General features: G+C 38.1%; 11 protein-coding genes and 2 pseudogenes. 7 read left to right on the top strand and 6 right to left on the bottom strand.

Translation table 11 applies throughout. The features are described from left to right. The first annotated feature begins 7 nt into the window (after nucleotides 1–7). A complete protein-coding gene (gene cydB, locus CA730_RS00985) occupies nucleotides 8–1,021 on the top strand; it encodes a cytochrome d ubiquinol oxidase subunit II (RefSeq protein ID WP_096662865.1) in 1,014 nt (337 codons plus the stop codon). Between the two features lie 151 nt (nucleotides 1,022–1,172). Beyond that, nucleotides 1,173–1,790, top strand: coding sequence for an orotate phosphoribosyltransferase (gene pyrE, locus CA730_RS00980; RefSeq protein ID WP_096662862.1), 618 nt, complete (start codon nucleotides 1,173–1,175; stop codon nucleotides 1,788–1,790). An 86-nt stretch (nucleotides 1,791–1,876) separates the two neighbouring features. On the opposite strand, the gene CA730_RS00975 is transcribed toward pyrE, so the two are convergent. Then, nucleotides 1,877–3,187 (bottom strand): tetratricopeptide repeat protein, encoded by a 1,311-nt coding sequence (locus tag CA730_RS00975; RefSeq protein ID WP_096662859.1) that lies wholly within the window; start codon nucleotides 3,185–3,187, stop codon nucleotides 1,877–1,879. Nucleotides 3,188–3,282: 95 nt separating this feature from the next. After that, the gene (locus CA730_RS00970) at nucleotides 3,283–6,381 is read right to left on the bottom strand and encodes a plasmid replication protein, CyRepA1 family (RefSeq protein WP_096662856.1); all 3,099 of its coding nucleotides are present in this window, start codon (nucleotides 6,379–6,381) and stop codon (nucleotides 3,283–3,285) included. Between the two features lie 360 nt (nucleotides 6,382–6,741). On the opposite strand from CA730_RS00970, the gene CA730_RS00965 reads away from it, so the two are divergent. Both CA730_RS00965 and CA730_RS00960 read left to right on the top strand, forming a co-directional pair. Then, on the top strand, nucleotides 6,742–7,752 hold the full coding sequence (locus CA730_RS00965) for a DUF262 domain-containing protein (RefSeq protein ID WP_096662853.1): 1,011 nt from the start codon (nucleotides 6,742–6,744) through the stop codon (nucleotides 7,750–7,752). Then, entirely contained in the window at nucleotides 7,749–8,204 is a 456-nt protein-coding gene (locus tag CA730_RS00960; protein ID WP_096662849.1) for a HEPN domain-containing protein, read from the top strand. The genes CA730_RS00965 and CA730_RS00960 overlap by 4 nt, the downstream gene beginning before the upstream one ends. 109 nt (nucleotides 8,205–8,313) lie before the next feature. Here the strand turns inward: CA730_RS00960 and CA730_RS00955 are convergent, their stop codons facing one another. Continuing rightward, on the bottom strand, nucleotides 8,314–9,960 hold the full coding sequence (locus CA730_RS00955) for a Ppx/GppA phosphatase family protein (protein WP_096662846.1): 1,647 nt from the start codon (nucleotides 9,958–9,960) through the stop codon (nucleotides 8,314–8,316). A 203-nt stretch (nucleotides 9,961–10,163) separates the two neighbouring features. Further along, entirely contained in the window at nucleotides 10,164–11,210 is a 1,047-nt protein-coding gene (locus CA730_RS00950) for a methyltransferase (protein ID WP_096662843.1), read from the bottom strand. A 220-nt stretch (nucleotides 11,211–11,430) separates the two neighbouring features. Between CA730_RS00950 and CA730_RS00945 the strand changes: the two genes are divergently transcribed. Both CA730_RS00945 and CA730_RS26315 read left to right on the top strand, forming a co-directional pair. Beyond that, entirely contained in the window at nucleotides 11,431–12,312 is an 882-nt protein-coding gene (locus CA730_RS00945; protein ID WP_096662840.1) for a 4-hydroxybenzoate solanesyltransferase, read from the top strand. Nucleotides 12,313–12,430: 118 nt separating this feature from the next. Continuing rightward, nucleotides 12,431–12,610, top strand: a pseudogene (locus tag CA730_RS26315) (hypothetical protein); the annotation flags it as partial. 273 nt (nucleotides 12,611–12,883) lie between these two features. On the opposite strand, the gene bchD reads toward CA730_RS26315, so the two are convergent. Continuing rightward, complete coding sequence (bchD, locus tag CA730_RS00940; protein ID WP_096662837.1) at nucleotides 12,884–14,905, bottom strand: magnesium chelatase ATPase subunit D; 2,022 nt, start codon at nucleotides 14,903–14,905, stop codon at nucleotides 12,884–12,886. A gap of 440 nt (nucleotides 14,906–15,345) precedes the next feature. Here bchD and CA730_RS00935 point away from each other — a divergent pair. Further along, nucleotides 15,346–15,990 (top strand): annotated as a pseudogene (locus tag CA730_RS00935) (Uma2 family endonuclease). Between the two features lie 188 nt (nucleotides 15,991–16,178). On the opposite strand, the gene CA730_RS00930 reads toward CA730_RS00935, so the two are convergent. Continuing rightward, nucleotides 16,179–17,132, bottom strand: a complete 954-nt coding sequence (locus CA730_RS00930; protein ID WP_096662834.1) for an RsmB/NOP family class I SAM-dependent RNA methyltransferase — start codon at nucleotides 17,130–17,132, stop codon at nucleotides 16,179–16,181. Nucleotides 17,133–17,254: the final 122 nt, after the last annotated feature.

The following is a 17,254-nucleotide window of genomic DNA, read 5'->3' as shown; positions in this document are numbered from 1 at the left end:
CAATTCTATGGAAGCTTTATTGCGCTTTTTACCACAAGTTTGGTTTGTAATTCTAGGGCTTTTTCTGTTCCTATATGTGCTTTTAGATGGCTTTGATTTAGGCGTTGGTATCCTCTCTTTGACTTCTTCTGATGAAAAACGCCGTAGCCTATTAATGACCAGTTTAGGTAATGTTTGGGATGCTAATGAAACTTGGTTAGTTTTAATGGCTGGGGCATTATTTGGGGCTTTTCCTTTGGCTTATGGGACAATTCTCACTGCCCTTTATTTACCTTTGATGGTAATGGTTGTAGGGTTAATTCTGCGGGCTGTTGCCTTTGAATTTCGGGAACATTCTGATAATAAAAGTTTCTGGAATTTTGCCTTTGGAATTGGCAGTTTCATTGCTTCCTTATTTCAAGGATTTGCCTTGGGTGGTGTATTAGCAGGAATCAAAGTTGATGCTGCTGGGCATTTTATTGGTGGAATATGGGATTGGTTAAGTTGGCAATCATTATTAACAGCCTTGACACTTGTACAAGGTTATGTATTGATTGGTTCAACTTACCTAATTCTCAAAACAGAAGGGAAATTACAGGAAACTCATTTTAAAACTGCTAAATTAGCAGCTTGGACAACTTTAATTGGCGCAATTTTAATTACTATTACTACGCCAATTGTTTATGAAAATGCTAGAGCTAGGCTATTTCATCAACCAGAGGTTTATATTTTTGCCCTGATTCCTTTATTGGGTATGCTGTTGATTTGGTTGCTACTCAAAAGCTTAGATAAAAAAGAAGAAATTGCTTCATTTGTTTACACAGCATTAATATTTCTGCTGACATTTATAGGTTTGGGATTTATTGCCTTTCCTTTCATTATTCCCCCATCTATTACCATTTATCAAGCTGCTTCTTCTGCCACTTCAATGGTCTTTATGATTACGTTCATTGGGTTTTTGATTCCCATTATGTTGTTTTACAACATCTACAACTACTTTGTCTTTCGGGGTAAGGTAGTCATGAGTGAAGAGGGGGATTGACATTTTCAGAGAGAAAACCACACTCGTTGCTGCGGACAGAATTAAATTAATTTAATTCTCGCTACTTTTTGGGTAAATCTTAATTTATGCTTAATAAAGATAACTCTGTTGAGTTGCAATTTTGATTTAACACAACTTTTAATTGTTTGTAATGTCTTATTCCGCCGAAGTTTCTAGCAACCCAAACATTTGGGCAACTACCACTGATTTAACCACTCTCCGTCAAAAGTTACTAGATTTATTTTGCCGACTTGCGTATCAAGAAGGTGATTTTGTTCTTTCCTCTGGACAACAGAGTTCTTACTATATTAATGGTAAACAAGTCACACTTGACCCCCAAGGTGCTTTGGCTATGGCGAGATTATTATTACCAATGTTACCTAAAGATACTCAAGCTGTGGCAGGTTTAACCTTGGGGGCTGATCCTATTGTATCAGCAGTTAGTGTAGTTTCCGTATACGAAAATAGACCGATACCAGCTTTAATTATTCGCAAAGAAGCCAAGGGACACGGAACAATGGCTTACATTGAGGGTCCCAGTTTACCCCAGGGGGCAAAAGTCGTGGTTTTGGAAGATGTGGTAACAACTGGACAATCTGCACTCAAGGCTGTAGAACGGCTACAGACTGCTGGTTATAAGGTAGATAGGGTAATTTCTCTCATAGATAGATTGCAGGGCGGTGGGGAGCTATATGAGTCGGCTGGGTTGCAATTTGAGGCTTTATTCACAATTGAGGATCTTCAAAAACACTATCGAGAAATTAACTGAGGAGTCAGGAGTTCAGGAGTTCAGGAGTTCAGGAGGAAGAAGAAAGAAGAATAGTTTTCACCTGTTCCCTGTTCCCTGTTCCCTATTCAAGACTGAGACATTCTAGAAATCAGATTGGTAATCTCCTGATAATACCGCGTATTTCCTGACTGAGAATAGAGATCAGCAGATTTACGAAAATCGGCGATCGCATGTACTTGATTACCCAAATGTTTATGGATATCTGCTCTGACTAAATAAGCTAAAGGATAACGCGGCTGTAATTGTATCGCTTGGTTTAAATCTGCTAATGCGCTATTTAATTCTCCGACCAGAAAGCGACTCCGACCTCGATTAAACCAATCTTCGGCTAAACTGGGGTTAATACTGATAGCTTGAGTATAATCTGATATGGCTTTTTGATATTCTTTCAGGGCATAACGAGCATTGGCGCGATCGCTATAAAATACAGCAGACTGGGGATTTAAGCGTAAAGCCTCTGTGAAATCACTAACTGCACCAGCAAAATCCTTAACTGCATAACGACTATTACCTCGATGATAATAAGCAGCTAAAAAATCTGTATCTATTAGCAAGGCTTGATTATAGTCTTGAATAGCCATTTGTATATTACCTAACAACTTATGAGCATCACCTCGCTTACAATAAGCCGGGGCAAACTCTGGAGACACTTCTATAGCTTGAGTATAATCTGTAACTGCATTAACAAAGTCTTGCATAGCCTCTCGTACCATTCCCCGTCCATAATACGCTGTAGCTAAATGGGGATTGATTTGTAATGCTTGGTTATAATCTTTAACTGCATTTTCATAATTTCCTAATTGATGATGTGCATTAGCTCGAAAACCATATACTAAAGCTAATGTGGGATTGATTTGTAATGCTTGGTTATAATCTTGAATAGCATTTTCATAATCTCCCAAGTTGCTATAGACTAAACCTCGTTCAGAGTATGCTTGAATATCATCAGGAACTATTTTTAATGCTTGATTAAAGTTAGTGATCGCTTGGTGATAACCTTGAATACGAGCATAAACTAAACCGCGATTGTAGTAAGCTGCACCAAATTTAGGATTAATCTCCAGAGAAAAATTATAATTAGAAAGCGCATTTTCATATTCTTGCAAAGCATAATAACTATTACCAAGATTATGATAGGCTTCCGCAAAATTAGGATTTATTTTTATACATTGATTATAATCAGCAATCGCTTTTTCATAATTCCCTAAAATATGGAAAATATTACCTCGATTAATATAAGCCATTGAGAAATCAGGGTATAATTCTAAAACTGCATCAAAATTAGCAACTGCTTTTTCATAATTACCACTATGATAATGATCTAAACCCTGTTGGTGCAAAGCATTAACAACATCAAAATTGATATTTTTATTCATTGTGTAACTTGTAAGCGCACAAAATAGATTTTACCACAAATACAGGTAGATCCCCGACTTCTTAAAGAAGTCGGGGATCTGTTTTTGTTTTTTGTTTAACTTATCAGTACAGTTTCATACTGAGACTTTCCAGATAAATCCACCATTTCTCGTTCCATATTCTGTAAAGAAGTTAACATCAAATCATCACGGTGTTGCCAAACTGCAAATATTTTATCTCTACCATCATTGAGAGTTTCCAAATTAATTGTATAACCATCATTAACTTGTTGCAACTTTAAACCTAACAAACTTAAAAGTCTGTTTAATAACTTAATACCCGAAACAGATTCTTTACCTCTAACTAAATCAATTCCTAAAGCCCGTTTAATGTGTCTACTACTTTGTCCAGCCGCATTTTTTAGCCAAATCAAGTCAGGATCATTTTCATTAAATACCCTTTCTATTTCCAAAAACTGCATTATTCCCAAAGCCCGCATAGCTTCTACTTTGAGAGTATAAGTTCTTAAATCTGGGAGAAAAACCTTACCCTCACCCCACAATAACTGCTGACTCCATTCTTGTTGATCTTTAATATGAAAATATTCACTTTCATGAGTTAGATAATAATGAATTAACAATTGCCCATAATATCCTTTTTCATCTTGTAATTTAAGTTGAGGAGTAACTACAATTCCATACCTTTGTCTGAGAATATATTTATTAACTTGATGACGTTCTGCATTGCTGAGAGAATGCTTGGTTAATAGATGTTCATATTCTACATAGTCAATATCTTTGGCTGTAGCTACAGAATTGGCTGCTGCTAATTGATTCTGCTGCTTAATGTCCTTGATTTTGCGTTTAATTTCTTTAGCTTTTTGACGACTTTGCGCCCAATCTTTTTGCACTTTCACAATTTCGACAATTAACCGTTGACGATTTTCTAAATCACTAGGTTCAGTGGCGAAAAAGGCTAAACGTAAATCACGGAGAATATTGTTTTGTACTTCATTACTTCGCATTTGAATATAATGACCATCAGCTATCAATCCATCTTGCATAGATTGCCGATAAAGACGAATAGAGGCATTTACCCTAGCAGATAATTTTGCCCAAGTGCGTAAATGAATGGGATCATAAACTAAAGGTAAATCTACATCTATTTTGTGTAAAGGACTTAATAAAGCCAAATTTTCTTTTTGATTTTCTTGATACCAATGAGATAGTAACCGATAATTTGTACTACCGCTACCAATTAAGCCAATACCGCGTTTAGCACACCAAATTACACGGGGGACATTATCCCTCACTCTTGCTAAAGCTTGACGGGCTTCTGAGTCAGGAATTACCCCTTGAAAAATACCATAAACTCGGTCAAAATGTTGGACATCAATACTAATTCCTGTTCCCAAACTAGGGGTAACAAAAACAGTGTCATAATCAGTAATTTTTTGATTTATTGCTGCTATTAAATTAACGGCTGCATGGCCAGGTGTATTTGTAGTATGACTGCTAACTACCAAGGTTTCAGGAAATTCTCTTCTGAGCTTTTGTAAACGTTCTCTTAAATAACGTTCAATGGTTTCACAACTGTAACGTCCAGAACGACTATCGGTAGTTACATAACATCTTCGCCCAGCAATTAAATCTAATTCCAATTGATGAATTAAGGGTGTAGGATTGGGTGAATCATAAAAAGTGGTATCCCAACCTTTTGCTGGTTTCCATTCATTAACAACTACCCAAGGTGTTAATTTAATTCCTGATAAAGTCTGTAAATATTCTAAAGATACATCTGATAAATCAGCATCTTGGGCAATGATTAATCCTCCAGTTGTGAGAATTGTAGAAACTAGTTGTTGAAAAATGCGGAGAATTTTAACTCGTTTTTGTTTACAGGTATTGCTATTGAGTAAATGCCATAAAGATTGTTCAACTTCGTCTAAAATTAATATTGCACCATGCCAATCTTCAGGTTTTAATTTCCAAATTGAATCTATACATAATCCTAAAGAGGGGGTAATTGCTAAAGGATAAGTAACAGGTACTTCATCAGCTTCTATACTCCATGCTTCCTGTTCAAAACCCCATTTAATGCCGATTTTATCACATAAAAACCGTCCTAAGATGATTCTATGGGTAATTAACAAAACTGGTTGATTATTGTTTTTTGATTGTTGAAAAATGCTTTGTAGGGCTGTGGTTTTACCTGTACCTTTTGCTGATTTAACTCCCACTAAACCAGAGGTAGGAAAGGCAATATTTCCCAAATAAGGACGGTTAATAGTCAGTGTTGCCGGAATTGTTAACTCTGTGTGAGGTTTAGTTTGGGCAATATAAATATCTAAATCTAGACTTTGACGATAAGTTTTATCAAAGGCTGTTGCACCTTTGGCAATGATAAATTCATCAACTCCTTTTTCTTTTCCTGGAAGTTCGACAACTTTAACAGGGCAGTTTTGTTGTTGAAATAAATAACCGAGTTGGGAAATAGCATTATTGACAGCGGCAATTTTTTTGGCTTGGGTTTCAAAATCAAAACAAATATAAAAATCGCGTTTTGTATTTGTAAATGGGGCTAAATCAGGGATTAATTGCCGCCGGGTAACTTTGCCAAATTCATCTTTAATGACCCGATAACCGCTATTAATACCAGGAATCGCAATCGCAACATATCCCTGACTTAAAAGGGCTGCGGCTTTTTTCACACCTTCACAAATAACAATAGCTATTTTATTTTTAATTACCCATGACCAAAAACCTTCAGCTTCACCATCATGATTAATGGTGATATTTTCCGGTAAACTTAAGTTGTAACGTTGTCCAATTTGTTGCCAAATCTCTAAGGATATGCGTAAACAAAATATGCGTGTGGGTGTGCTGGGAGGATGTTCGTATTTGATTGATTTACCTTTTTGATTTTGTCGCGGTTGGTTGGGCTTAAAACATCCCCATTCCATACTATGCCAGTTGTTTAGGGGATCTATTCCAGAACACCACCAACCACCCTCTATCACATGATTATAACGATGTAACCAAGCGTTTTTAATCATGCCTGTATTGGTACGCGGGAGTTGGTCTGAAATCAGCAAATATTCATAAGCGCTGATGCCTTGAAGCGATTTAAAGTTTAAAAGAATTAAGTCTAAGTTTATACCACTGTTCTTGACTAATTCTTCAAGGTGTTGTGGATGTAAAGAAGGCAGATACATAAGCTGAAGCAGCTAAGGAAGATAACAAGATCAAAACTTTAGCACGGCTCGGCTGATTTTTTATAAAAGAAATTCCTGTTTTTAAGTGTTATCTTTTTTACTTTGTTTTGATAAATACTTCTGTGAATATATCAATGTGTGGTTAGGGCTGTGCAACCGTAAATATAATAAATTTGTATTGTGATATTTATATATATATAATTTTTGGTTATAAGTATTAGCCGTGAGGTTAGTTCACCCAGGGACGCGGTTTATGGCAATCTGATAGATATAATTTAAATAAACTGGCAGATGGGCTACGATCTAAGAGGATGTGCAACCATTGCACTAATATAGTAAGTATAAATGTATAAATAACCTATGAACTACGACATACAAGAAACCGAAAGTCCAAGACTAGAAGTTGAGTATTACGGTGCTGATTTTCCTGTTGATACATTAGTAAAACGAATGGAAGAAAAAGAATTTATTATTGCAGAGTTTCAGAGACAGTATGTTTGGAAAGAAGAAGAAGCATCACGCTTTATTGAAACCTTGTTATTAGGTCTTCCTAGTCCTTCACTCTTTCTCGCTAAAGATAAGTTTTCTAAAAAATATCTGGTTATAGATGGACAACAACGTCTGAAAACTTTACAATATTTTTTTCAAGGATTTTTTCCAAATGGAAAAGTATTTAAACTTAAAGGTGTTGTCCAACAGCTAGAAGGATTAACTTATTCCACATTACCTTCATCCGAGCGTCGTGAGCTTGATAATGCAATAATCCACTGTATAATCATATCTGAAAGTTATGATCCACGGGGGATATTTTATCTATTTGAACGACTGAATACTACTGGAACTCCTTTAAATCCCCAGGAAATTCGTAATGCTATTTATCATGGTTCTTTTAGTGAACTACTTCAAGATTTATCAAACAATGAAACCTGGAGAAAGCTTTATCATAAAGATGATATTATTTCTAATGGACAAGAGCTTATTTTAAGATTTTTGGCTCTACATTTCGATTTAGTGCATTATTCAGGAAATATGATTGATTTTCTTAATAAATTTATGTTAAAAAATAAAGACTTGAATATAATTTCTGAAAATGAAATAAAAAATTTATTTTTCAGCACAATAGATTTTCTTGAAAATTGTATAGGATCGGAAGTTTTTTATCCTAAAAAATCATTCAACACACTTCTTTTTGAGAGCCTGATGCTTCTAACTCCTAAAGGTTTGGAATGCTCAAAATTCAAAAAAGCCTACGAATTACTCACAAATGATCAGCATTTCTGGTCACTTACTAAACACTCTACCACAAGTAAAAAAAATCTTATGAAGAGACTGGAGTATGTGGAAGAGCTTTATAGAAATACTCATTTATGAATCCATCTATATTAGCTCATCGTCAGAGAATAGATAATCTATTTAAAAAAGTTGCCCTTTTTGAAGAACTAGAGATTAAAAGTGAATGGTCAAAATATTTATGTATATTGGTATCAGGATTCATTGAGGAATCTTTGAGAGTTTTATTAGAAAAATATTGTGAAAATAAAGCTTCAGTCAATATTCAAAAATTTGTTGGAAAAAAGATAGATGATATAACAAACTGTAAAACAGAGAAAATTAAAAGAATATTGCTTGAATTTAGCTCAGATTGGGCAAATGAATTCACTAATAAAATAAATGATCAAATAAAAACCGCTATAGATAATGTGGTTGAAAATCGCCACAAAATAGCTCATGATAAAAGTATAGGTATGAGCTACCACAATATATTGAGCTACTATAATAATGTCAAAAAGGCTGTAGAAATTTTGGAGGAAATAATCAAGTAACTATTCCTCTGCAGATTTCATGAATATACAGCACTTCTAGGTGTTATGAGGTGCAATAAACCCACCCCCAACCCCCTCATCGCAAGCGATGAGGGGGCTAAGATGTAGTTCAGATAAAATGTGCTGTATTCATTAATGTTGCCACGAATCTTAAACCAAATTCTTCTTCAAAAACTCCTTTTTTGTAATCTAAACTCCACATTTCTAAGGAACATTCATCATCAATGGTAGATGGAAATATGGAGATCTTAAATTCTTTGAAGTTGGGAATATAGTCACATTTAATATAAGAAATAGCTCCTATTTGTCTTCTGTCTAAAGCCACAGCTAATCTTAAGATTGCGCTGAGTTGATTAACCATTGTCCGATGTTCTTTGTGGAGTAGATTTCGATAGCTGTCGTGCTTTTTCTTGGGTGGAGATTTGCGGTGATAACGGGCTATGTTGGCGATGATTTCGATTTCGGTTTCGTTATAACCGAGTAATTCACTATTTCTAATTAAGTAGTATGAATGTTTGTGGTGTGATGAATGACCGACATAGTGGCCACAATTGTGTAAAATGGCAGCAGCCCATAGTAATTGGCGTTGATCTGCATTCCAATAATGTAGTTGTCCTTTGGTTTGGTCAAATATATCTAACGCAAAAGCGGTAACGCGAGCGCTATGTTCTAAGTTAGTTTGGTATTTTTTAGCAGTTTTTAATACACTGCGTTCTCGAATGGAACTTTGAAACCGTAGTCTGTTGTCAATGAAGCCATGAGTCAGCATCCAGTCTACAATTACGCCTTCTCGAAGAGAACGTTCACATACTATTAAGGATTCGACTCCTAACAAGGTCATTGCTTCCTGTAAAATTACTGCCCCTGAAAGTATCACTTCTGACCTCTTCTCTGGCATCCCGGCGATCGCAGCCCGTTCCACATTGGTCATTTTGCGTAAGCGATTTACCCAGGTTCGCAAGTCTTGAAGACTGAATTGATAGCCGTTGAGGGTGGTGGGAATAAGACCTAATTTTTCCCGCGCATGGATGGTAGCAATGGTTTCTATTGTCCCAGATGTGCCGATTAACTGGGGAGAATCGCCAATTTTGAGTTTTCCTTGGACTTCTTCGACAGAACGTTCTAGCATTCCTCTAGCGTAGGCTTGGAGGTATTTAAATTCGGTTTCGCTGATGGGATCTGAGGCGATTAATTCTCCGGTTAGGCGCACTGCACCAATTTTGGTACTGGTGAGACTACGGGGTTCTTCGCTGTCTCCTAAAATCAATTCTGTTGAACCACCACCAATGTCAATGATGATGTGGGGTTTGTTGTTAAATTCCATCCCCGACAAGACACCTAAGTAGATGCGACGGGCTTCTTCGGGTCCAGAAATCAAGTCAACGATTAAGCCAACTTCAGTTTCGATTTGATGAAGAAATTCTTTGCCATTGGGAGACTCACGGACGGCACTTGTCGCTACAGCCACAATGCTATTTGTTCCTAAGCTTTCAGCAAGGGTTTTGAATCTGCCTAAACAGGCGATCGCCTTACTCATGATTTCTGGTTTTAAGTCCCCAGTCATTAAATTGCGATCGCCTAATCTCACCGTTTCCTTTTCTCTGGCAATAATGGTAAAAGATGGTAAAGCAGCTTCAATTTTTACTATTACGATATGTAGAGAATTTGTACCAATATCAATAGCCGCAATCATCTGATTTTCTGGAACTGGTTGATTGAGTAGATTTCTGTTGTCAACAGGGATTAAATTCAGCATCTGGATTATCGCTCGAAAAATAGATAAAAATATCGTCTTGAGGTCTCCCCATTATCAAAATAGATTAATTACATTAATGGAGACTATAAATTAGCTAACTGTTACAAAGTTCACAAAAATCCTGCCCAATCCGTATTTTTAATTGTTAACTACAGAAAAAACTCAATACCAGTTCAGTTAATTACTCAGATATTTCGGGAACATTAGCCACCTATCGCTTGCCCTTCTACAACACTTACCATTCCTCGCGTTGGCACAATTCTCACTAATTCAAGTTGAGCTTTTTTAAATATATTAAAAAACTCTTCAGCGGTTCGTTCCTTGCCTCCGGTACACATCACCAACATATTAACGTCCATAAATTTGCCGGGAAAAGGCTCATTACCTGAAGGTATAACTGACTCCACTACTAAAACTTTACTATGGGCTGCCATCGCTTGACGACATTGTTGCAAAATGGCGATCGCCTTTTCGTCATCCCAATCATGGATAATATGCTTGAGCAAATAAGCGTCTTGTTTGGGTGGCAATGGCTCAAAAAAGCTACCGCTAACTAATTGGTAGCGATCGCTTGTTTCATCGTCAGTATTACCTCTTTTATTTGCTATACTTAATTTAGCCCGCTCAATCACATGAGGTAAATCAAATAATATCCCCGTCATTTGCGGATAAGCCTGGAGAATCGAGGTTAGTAAACTTCCCATCCCTCCACCCACATCAACTAAACTGTTAATTCCTGTAAAGTTATAATCAGTAATTACCCCGGCAGCTTCAATTTTAGAAAAACCGGTCATAGATCGATCAAAAATATCCGCAGCCTCCGGGTTTTGACAGTAATAGTCAAACAGATTCATGCCAAATGACTTTTCAAATCCGCTCTCACCTGTTTTAACAGCGTGGACAATATTACCCCAACTTAATTGATGTTCGATATCACCTAGCATAATTCCTACATCTCGTAATGAATCAGGCACATCACTACGGAGCAGGTTTGCCATGGGAGTTGTAGCAAAATACCCAGGACTTGTCTCAATAAAGATGCCTACACTCGCCAATGCTCTCAAAAGACGATAAAGGGACTCTTCATGGGTTTGAGTTGTATTTGCAAGTTCAATATAACTCTTTTCCTCATCAGTAATATAATCAGCAATGCCTAGCTTCGCGGCGGCATAGATGGATTGAGACACCCAATAACCTGTAAGCATTTGCATTAAGTCCATGGACTGGGGTGAAACAGTGGTAATTTTCATTGTTAGTGATAATTATTCTTCACTTAAGTAGTTTAACACGATAAAATCAAACTCTGTGAAAAAACGTAAAATCACTAAAAACCTATTTACTTTTGCTTGCATTGCTATAAAGATAATTTTTAACGCCTACTTACTTAACTTTATTTGTTTGCAAAGTACCTGATTGTTTATGGCTAATGAAATTATGGTGTAATCAAGGTACTATGCACAATCGTCTCATATGTTGAAAACACCAAAAACCAACCAAGAACCATTATGGCTTGTAATTATCCGGCTGTTAAGGTGGAATAAACCGGAAGGTAGGTTAATTCTGATGATACCCGCATTATGGGCTGTATTCTTAGCCGCTGCTGGTAAACCGCCTATCCCCCTAGTAGGAGTAATTATTTGCGGTAGTATGGCCACCAGTGCGGCTGGTTGTGTGGTTAATGATTTATGGGACAGAGATATTGATCCCCAAGTTGAAAGAACACGCGATCGCCCCCTGGCATCTCGCGCCCTTTCCATTAAAATTGGGATTGTGGTGGGGATAGTCTCCCTCGCCTGTGCCGCAGTTATCGCCTTCTATCTTAATCCATTAAGCTTCTGGTTGTCTGTGGCCGCCGTTCCGGTTATCGTCCTTTATCCTGGCGCAAAACGGGTATTTCCTGTTCCCCAATTGGTGCTTTCCATAGCTTGGGGTTTTGCGGTTTTAATTAGTTGGAGTGCAGTTACAGCCAATATTACAGCGCCGACGTGGTTACTTTGGGGGGCGACGGTGCTATGGACATTAGGATTTGATACGATCTATGCAATGAGCGATCGCATAGATGATCAACGTATAGGTATTAATTCTAGCGCTATATTCTTTGGTAAATATGCCCCAACAGCGATCGCTATTTTCCTCATTGGGACAGTTATTCTCCTAGCTGGAGTAGGTTTCTTAGTTCACTTAAATACAGCATTTTGGATCAGTTTAATCCTCGCTACCATTGCTTGGATTTGGCAAATTATCCGCTTACAACAGCCAGAAATACCTCATCCTGCCTATGGGGAAATATTTCGTCAAAACGTCTGGATTGGTTTTCTAATTTTGGCAGGAATGATCATTGGTTCTTTTTAAATTTGTCATCGATTTAACCAAATCAAAATTTTTTTGTCAATCTAACTCAAGCTAGATTCAAAACTATCAGGACTTCTGTTTTAAAGGTTGGGATATTAATCTACAAGCCAGATGCAACCCAACCTTTTTTTATACTAGCGATTCAGAAATAGAAACCTTTCCTAGCAGTTATGAAATATTGGTATTAAAAGCCGAAGATAAAAGCCAACCGGGCGCAAAATGGAATCATGGTAATAGTCATGGAGTCGCAATTGATGTGACATCTTTAGAAATTATCTATTGGGCGGAAAAATGGTAAAAAAAGGAGTCACCGAGTCAATTTAACCCCTGACGAATAGAATTTCTGTTTGATTTGTTGTTTACAGCGATTTCCAATCATATAAGGTACATCTTAGCCCCCTCATCGCTTGCGGGGAGGGGGTTGGGGGTGGGGTTCTTGTTCCAGGTTTGATGACAATTTACTGTACGTTAAGTTGACACCAATGAGCTTTTGCTTTACCCCTACATTTATGGGGATATTTTTCGTGAGAAATCCCAAACCATAACTACGAACAATTAATTTTTTGTCAACTTACTTGGCTTTCATATCTGCGATCGCTCCCCTAGTCATCGCGGCGATCGCTTTATCGGTCGCTTTGGGTAGGTGATAATATTTACCTCCGGCTGTTTTCGCCAATTCTTTAGCAAAGCCCGTTGATACAAATTTGCTCTCCGTATCAATCACCAACAATTGCATCCCTGAAGCCCGAATTCTGGCTGCAATATCTAATAACTCGGCTTTGATATCTGGCTTTTCACCCGGTTCTATGGGTTCTCCTAAAGAACGAGCTAAAGGAATATTACCACGACCATCAGTAATTGCCACAATAACAACCTGTCCGATATCCCCACCCATTTGGGCATTTATCCCCACCCGCACGGCTTGAGTTAAACCATGTGCGAGGGGTGAACCACCACCGCAGGGCAATCTTTCTAAGCGATTTTTGGCTAAAGCAATGGAACGGGTAGGAGGTAATAAAACTTCTGCTTGTTCTCCTCGGAAGGGGATTAAAGAGATTTGATCCCGGTTTTGGTAGGCTTCGGTTAAAAGCTGCATTACCGCACCTTTTGCAGATTGCATCCTATTTAAAGCCATTGAACCAGAAGCATCCACCACAAATACCACTAATGCGCCGGCTTTTCTCACCAACCGCTTAGAACGGATATCTCCCTGTTCAACAATCACCTTTTTATCAGGTTGTCTAGCGCGACGTGATTTTTGATACGGGGCTGCGGCTCGCAGTGTGGCATCTACGGCGATTCTTCTAGCTTTACCTTTGGGAATCATCGGCTTGATGTAACGTCCCCGGTCGTCGGAGAAGATAATACTACGACTACCAGATTTACCTTGCCGTTGTGCCATTTGGGTAAAATACAGCACTTCTGGGTCAAGAATTACCCCTTCTGGATCAAAGATAAATTCTTCGGGAATGTCTGGGGGTTCTTGCTGTTCCTGTTCTTCTTCTTTGTCTTCTTCCTGTTCTTCCTCTTGTTTTTCTTCTGATTCCGACTCGTCTTGATTTTCTTGTGGTGGTGGGGGTGGTGGTGGTGGTTGGTCTGGGGGTGGTGTCTGCACTATGGTGGTTCTGGGAACTATCACCAACTCGACTGCGCGACGTAGATCTTCAGCGGTGACGCTGTTTCGTCCTTCTAAGGCTGCTGCGGCTTTGGCTACGCGGACTGCAAATAGTTCTGCACGATGTCCTTCTACACCTCCGCGAATGGCTTCATTGACGAGATATGCAATTTGCTCTTGGGTAATGGTAACTTCTTTTAACCATTCCCGTGCCAGGATGATTTGGGTTTTGAGGGAGTCTATGTCTTCGCTGTATTGTTGGAGAAATTCTGAGGGAGATTTGGAATAGGCGATCGCTTGTTCAACTGCCTGTACTCTTTGATCTATACCCAGAACTCCGTCTGCTGATAGGGCGATCGCTATTCTATCAAGTAAATGTTCCCTGAGCGCCCCTTCTTCTGGGTTATAGGTGGCAATAAACAACGGTTTGCAGGGATGTTGAAAACTAATTCCTTCCCGTTCAATTTGATTCCGTCCGTCCGATAATACCGATAAAAGTTGGTTACTAATTTGGTCATCTAATAGGTTGATTTCATCTACATACAGCACACCTCGATTAGCTGTAGCCAGTAACCCCGGTTGAAAAATTGTATCACCTTGTTTAACCGACTGTTCCACGTCCACAGAACCTAAGAGTCGGTCTTCCGTAATCCCCAGAGGAATTTGCAAAAAAGGTGCAGGGATAATTTCCGTTTCTATGTCTTGTCTTTGTTCAGCCAGAAGTTTATCATCCCATTCTTCGGGGTGATTGGGGTCACAGTTGCTAACAGAACCTTTCACAACTTCAATAGGTGGTAACAAAGCGTGAATAGCACGCGCCATCACAGATTTAGCCGTACCACGACGACCTGCAATTACCACACCCCCCAAAACGGGATCAACTGCTGTCAAAAGTAAGGCTATCTTAATGGCTTCTTGACCAACCACAGCAGCCAAGGGAAAAGCAGTCATTGTCGGGGTCAGAGTAGGCGATCGCATTGTTTCCTTAATAGTTATTATAGTCTTAGCATAGCAATTCCTGGCACGTTTTAGCTAAAATAGCAGAACCCCCTCGCCTTCTCGAAGAGAGGCGGTCAGAGGGAACGGGCAACAGGGAACAGGAAAAACTCATGTTTAAAAACATGAGATTGAAATAATGACACTGTTTTTTTCGTGCTACGCATCTTAAAAAACATCTTTTTTTTGACTGAGCTTTAAACTCAGCAACTTTTGTTTCTTATCTGTTCCCTGTTCCCTTCTTTTGTAATAGAGGAAGAAAGAAATCTACTACTACGCTTTCTGTTGGACAGGAAGTCCACACTGTACCGTCAGATCAGTGTAGGTAGTTCACATAGTTCACATATAATTACCAATAGATTCATAAGTGCCACTGTCAAGTTAAAAAATTTATTTACCTTGGGTAAAATGGAGCTACAGAAATGGTACAACAACTCACACCGGAAACCAAACCAGAAATCATCTACCCTGATAGTGATGGAAGTCCCATGGCTGATAATACAGAACATTATGAATGGATAGTTAAAATTAAAGAAAATTTAGAAATATTATTTGCATCAGAAAATGATGTTTTCATCGCAGGTGATTTACTTTGGTATCCAGTTAAGGGAAGTGTAAAAACTCGTCAAGCACCTGATGTTATGGTGATTTTCGGTAGACCAAAAGGTAAAAGAGGTTCTTACAAACAATGGGAATAAAATATTGCACCTCAAGTAGTATTTGAAATTCTATCTCCAGGAAATCGTAGTCAAGAAATCGCAAAGAAACTCCTTTTTTATCAACGTCATGGCGTGGAAGAATACTATGTTTATAATCCAGACAAAATCGAATTAACAGGTTTTATTCTTGAACAAGCATGGCTATAAGAGATTGAAGAAATCAATAATTGGGTAAGTCCCCGTTTAGGAATACGGTTTGAATTAACAGCAGATAATTTAGAAATTTATTATCCTGAAGGGCGGAAGTTTTTCACATCTCTGGAATTAAATCAACGTGCAGAAAAGGAATGTCAACGTGCAGAACAAGAACGTCAAAATTATCAAACCTTATGGACAAACTGTAGTTAGTGTCGCCACTATATTGACTGGAGTTTAGACGTTAAATTTAGACTAAAGTTACTTTGTGTGGCTACATTGAAATTATAGTAATCTTTAGTATCAGCACGTCTTACCCAATCATTAAAGACTAAATATTAGTCCTACTGACACTGTAAATCACACGCAGGTGGGCTTTATTCGGAGAGAATCAAAGAACACTACATACTTCGATATCTCCACATAGCAGACATAGACTCTAAATCGACCCTCTTCGCATCACCTTCCATCATATTTTTAAACAACGCCGTAAACGCACCCGCACCCAACCGATATTGCGGAAACATCCGATAACAAGGAATGCTAGTTAAACGAGATTGAAAAGTAGATAAATGATCAACTTTCACAGCTTGAAAATGAGGAAACCGTTCCAAAAACCATTCACAAACCTGCTCATTTTCTTCAGGGGAATAGGTGCAAGTCATATATGCTAAATAACCTTGAGGGGCAACAACTTGGGCAGAATTAGCAATAATGCGTTTTTGACGATTGGCACTTTTATTAATTGAAGTTGAGTGAAAACATCCCGGTGCTTTCTCATTTTTAGCTAATAGAGATTGCCCAGTACAAGGGGCATCAACCAGCACTAAATTACTCGAAGCCGGCAACAATTCTGCAAAAATACTTGAATCTCTATTTACTACCCCACTGGGTTTAATTTGACAACGTTTTAAATTAGAAATCAGCATTCCTAACCGCTTACCAATTACCTCATTAGTAATTAGCAAATCAGGTCTTAAAGCCTTCCAGGCAAACACACTTTTACCACCAGGGGCAGCACACATATCAAAAACCACAGATATTGATTCGGGAATTGCCAACAAAACAGAAGCAGAAAATACCGAAGAAAAATCTAAACAGTAAAAATATCCTTGTTCATGGAGAGAATGCTTACCAGGTTTTTCTCCCAAAGATAAACGGTCTACAAAATGCGGTTGCCAATGTGTTGGAGTTTGCACTGAAAAAGGCAAAACCTCTGGTTTGTTTTGACACCAAAGAATGCAAGGTGCAAAAGGTTGGGGATGAACTAAAGCATCTATAAACTTTGTTTGTTCATCTACATTTGTAAATAACTGTCGCGTAACTTTAAGCAATAAATTAGAAGCTTTTTCCATATTAATTTCTACCAAATTAAATCAGAACAGAAACTGTTACATGAGAACAATGCAATCAATATATTTGGCTGCATACTAAAAAGGCATTGACCGATATTTAAGCATTCAGCCGTCAGCCGTCA

Source organism: Dolichospermum compactum NIES-806, assembly GCF_002368115.1.
In the GTDB taxonomy this organism is placed as follows: Bacteria; Cyanobacteriota; Cyanobacteriia; order Cyanobacteriales; family Nostocaceae; genus Dolichospermum; species Dolichospermum compactum.
Note: the sequence above shows the minus strand (reverse complement) of the source record. Positions and strands in the feature narration are given on the sequence as shown.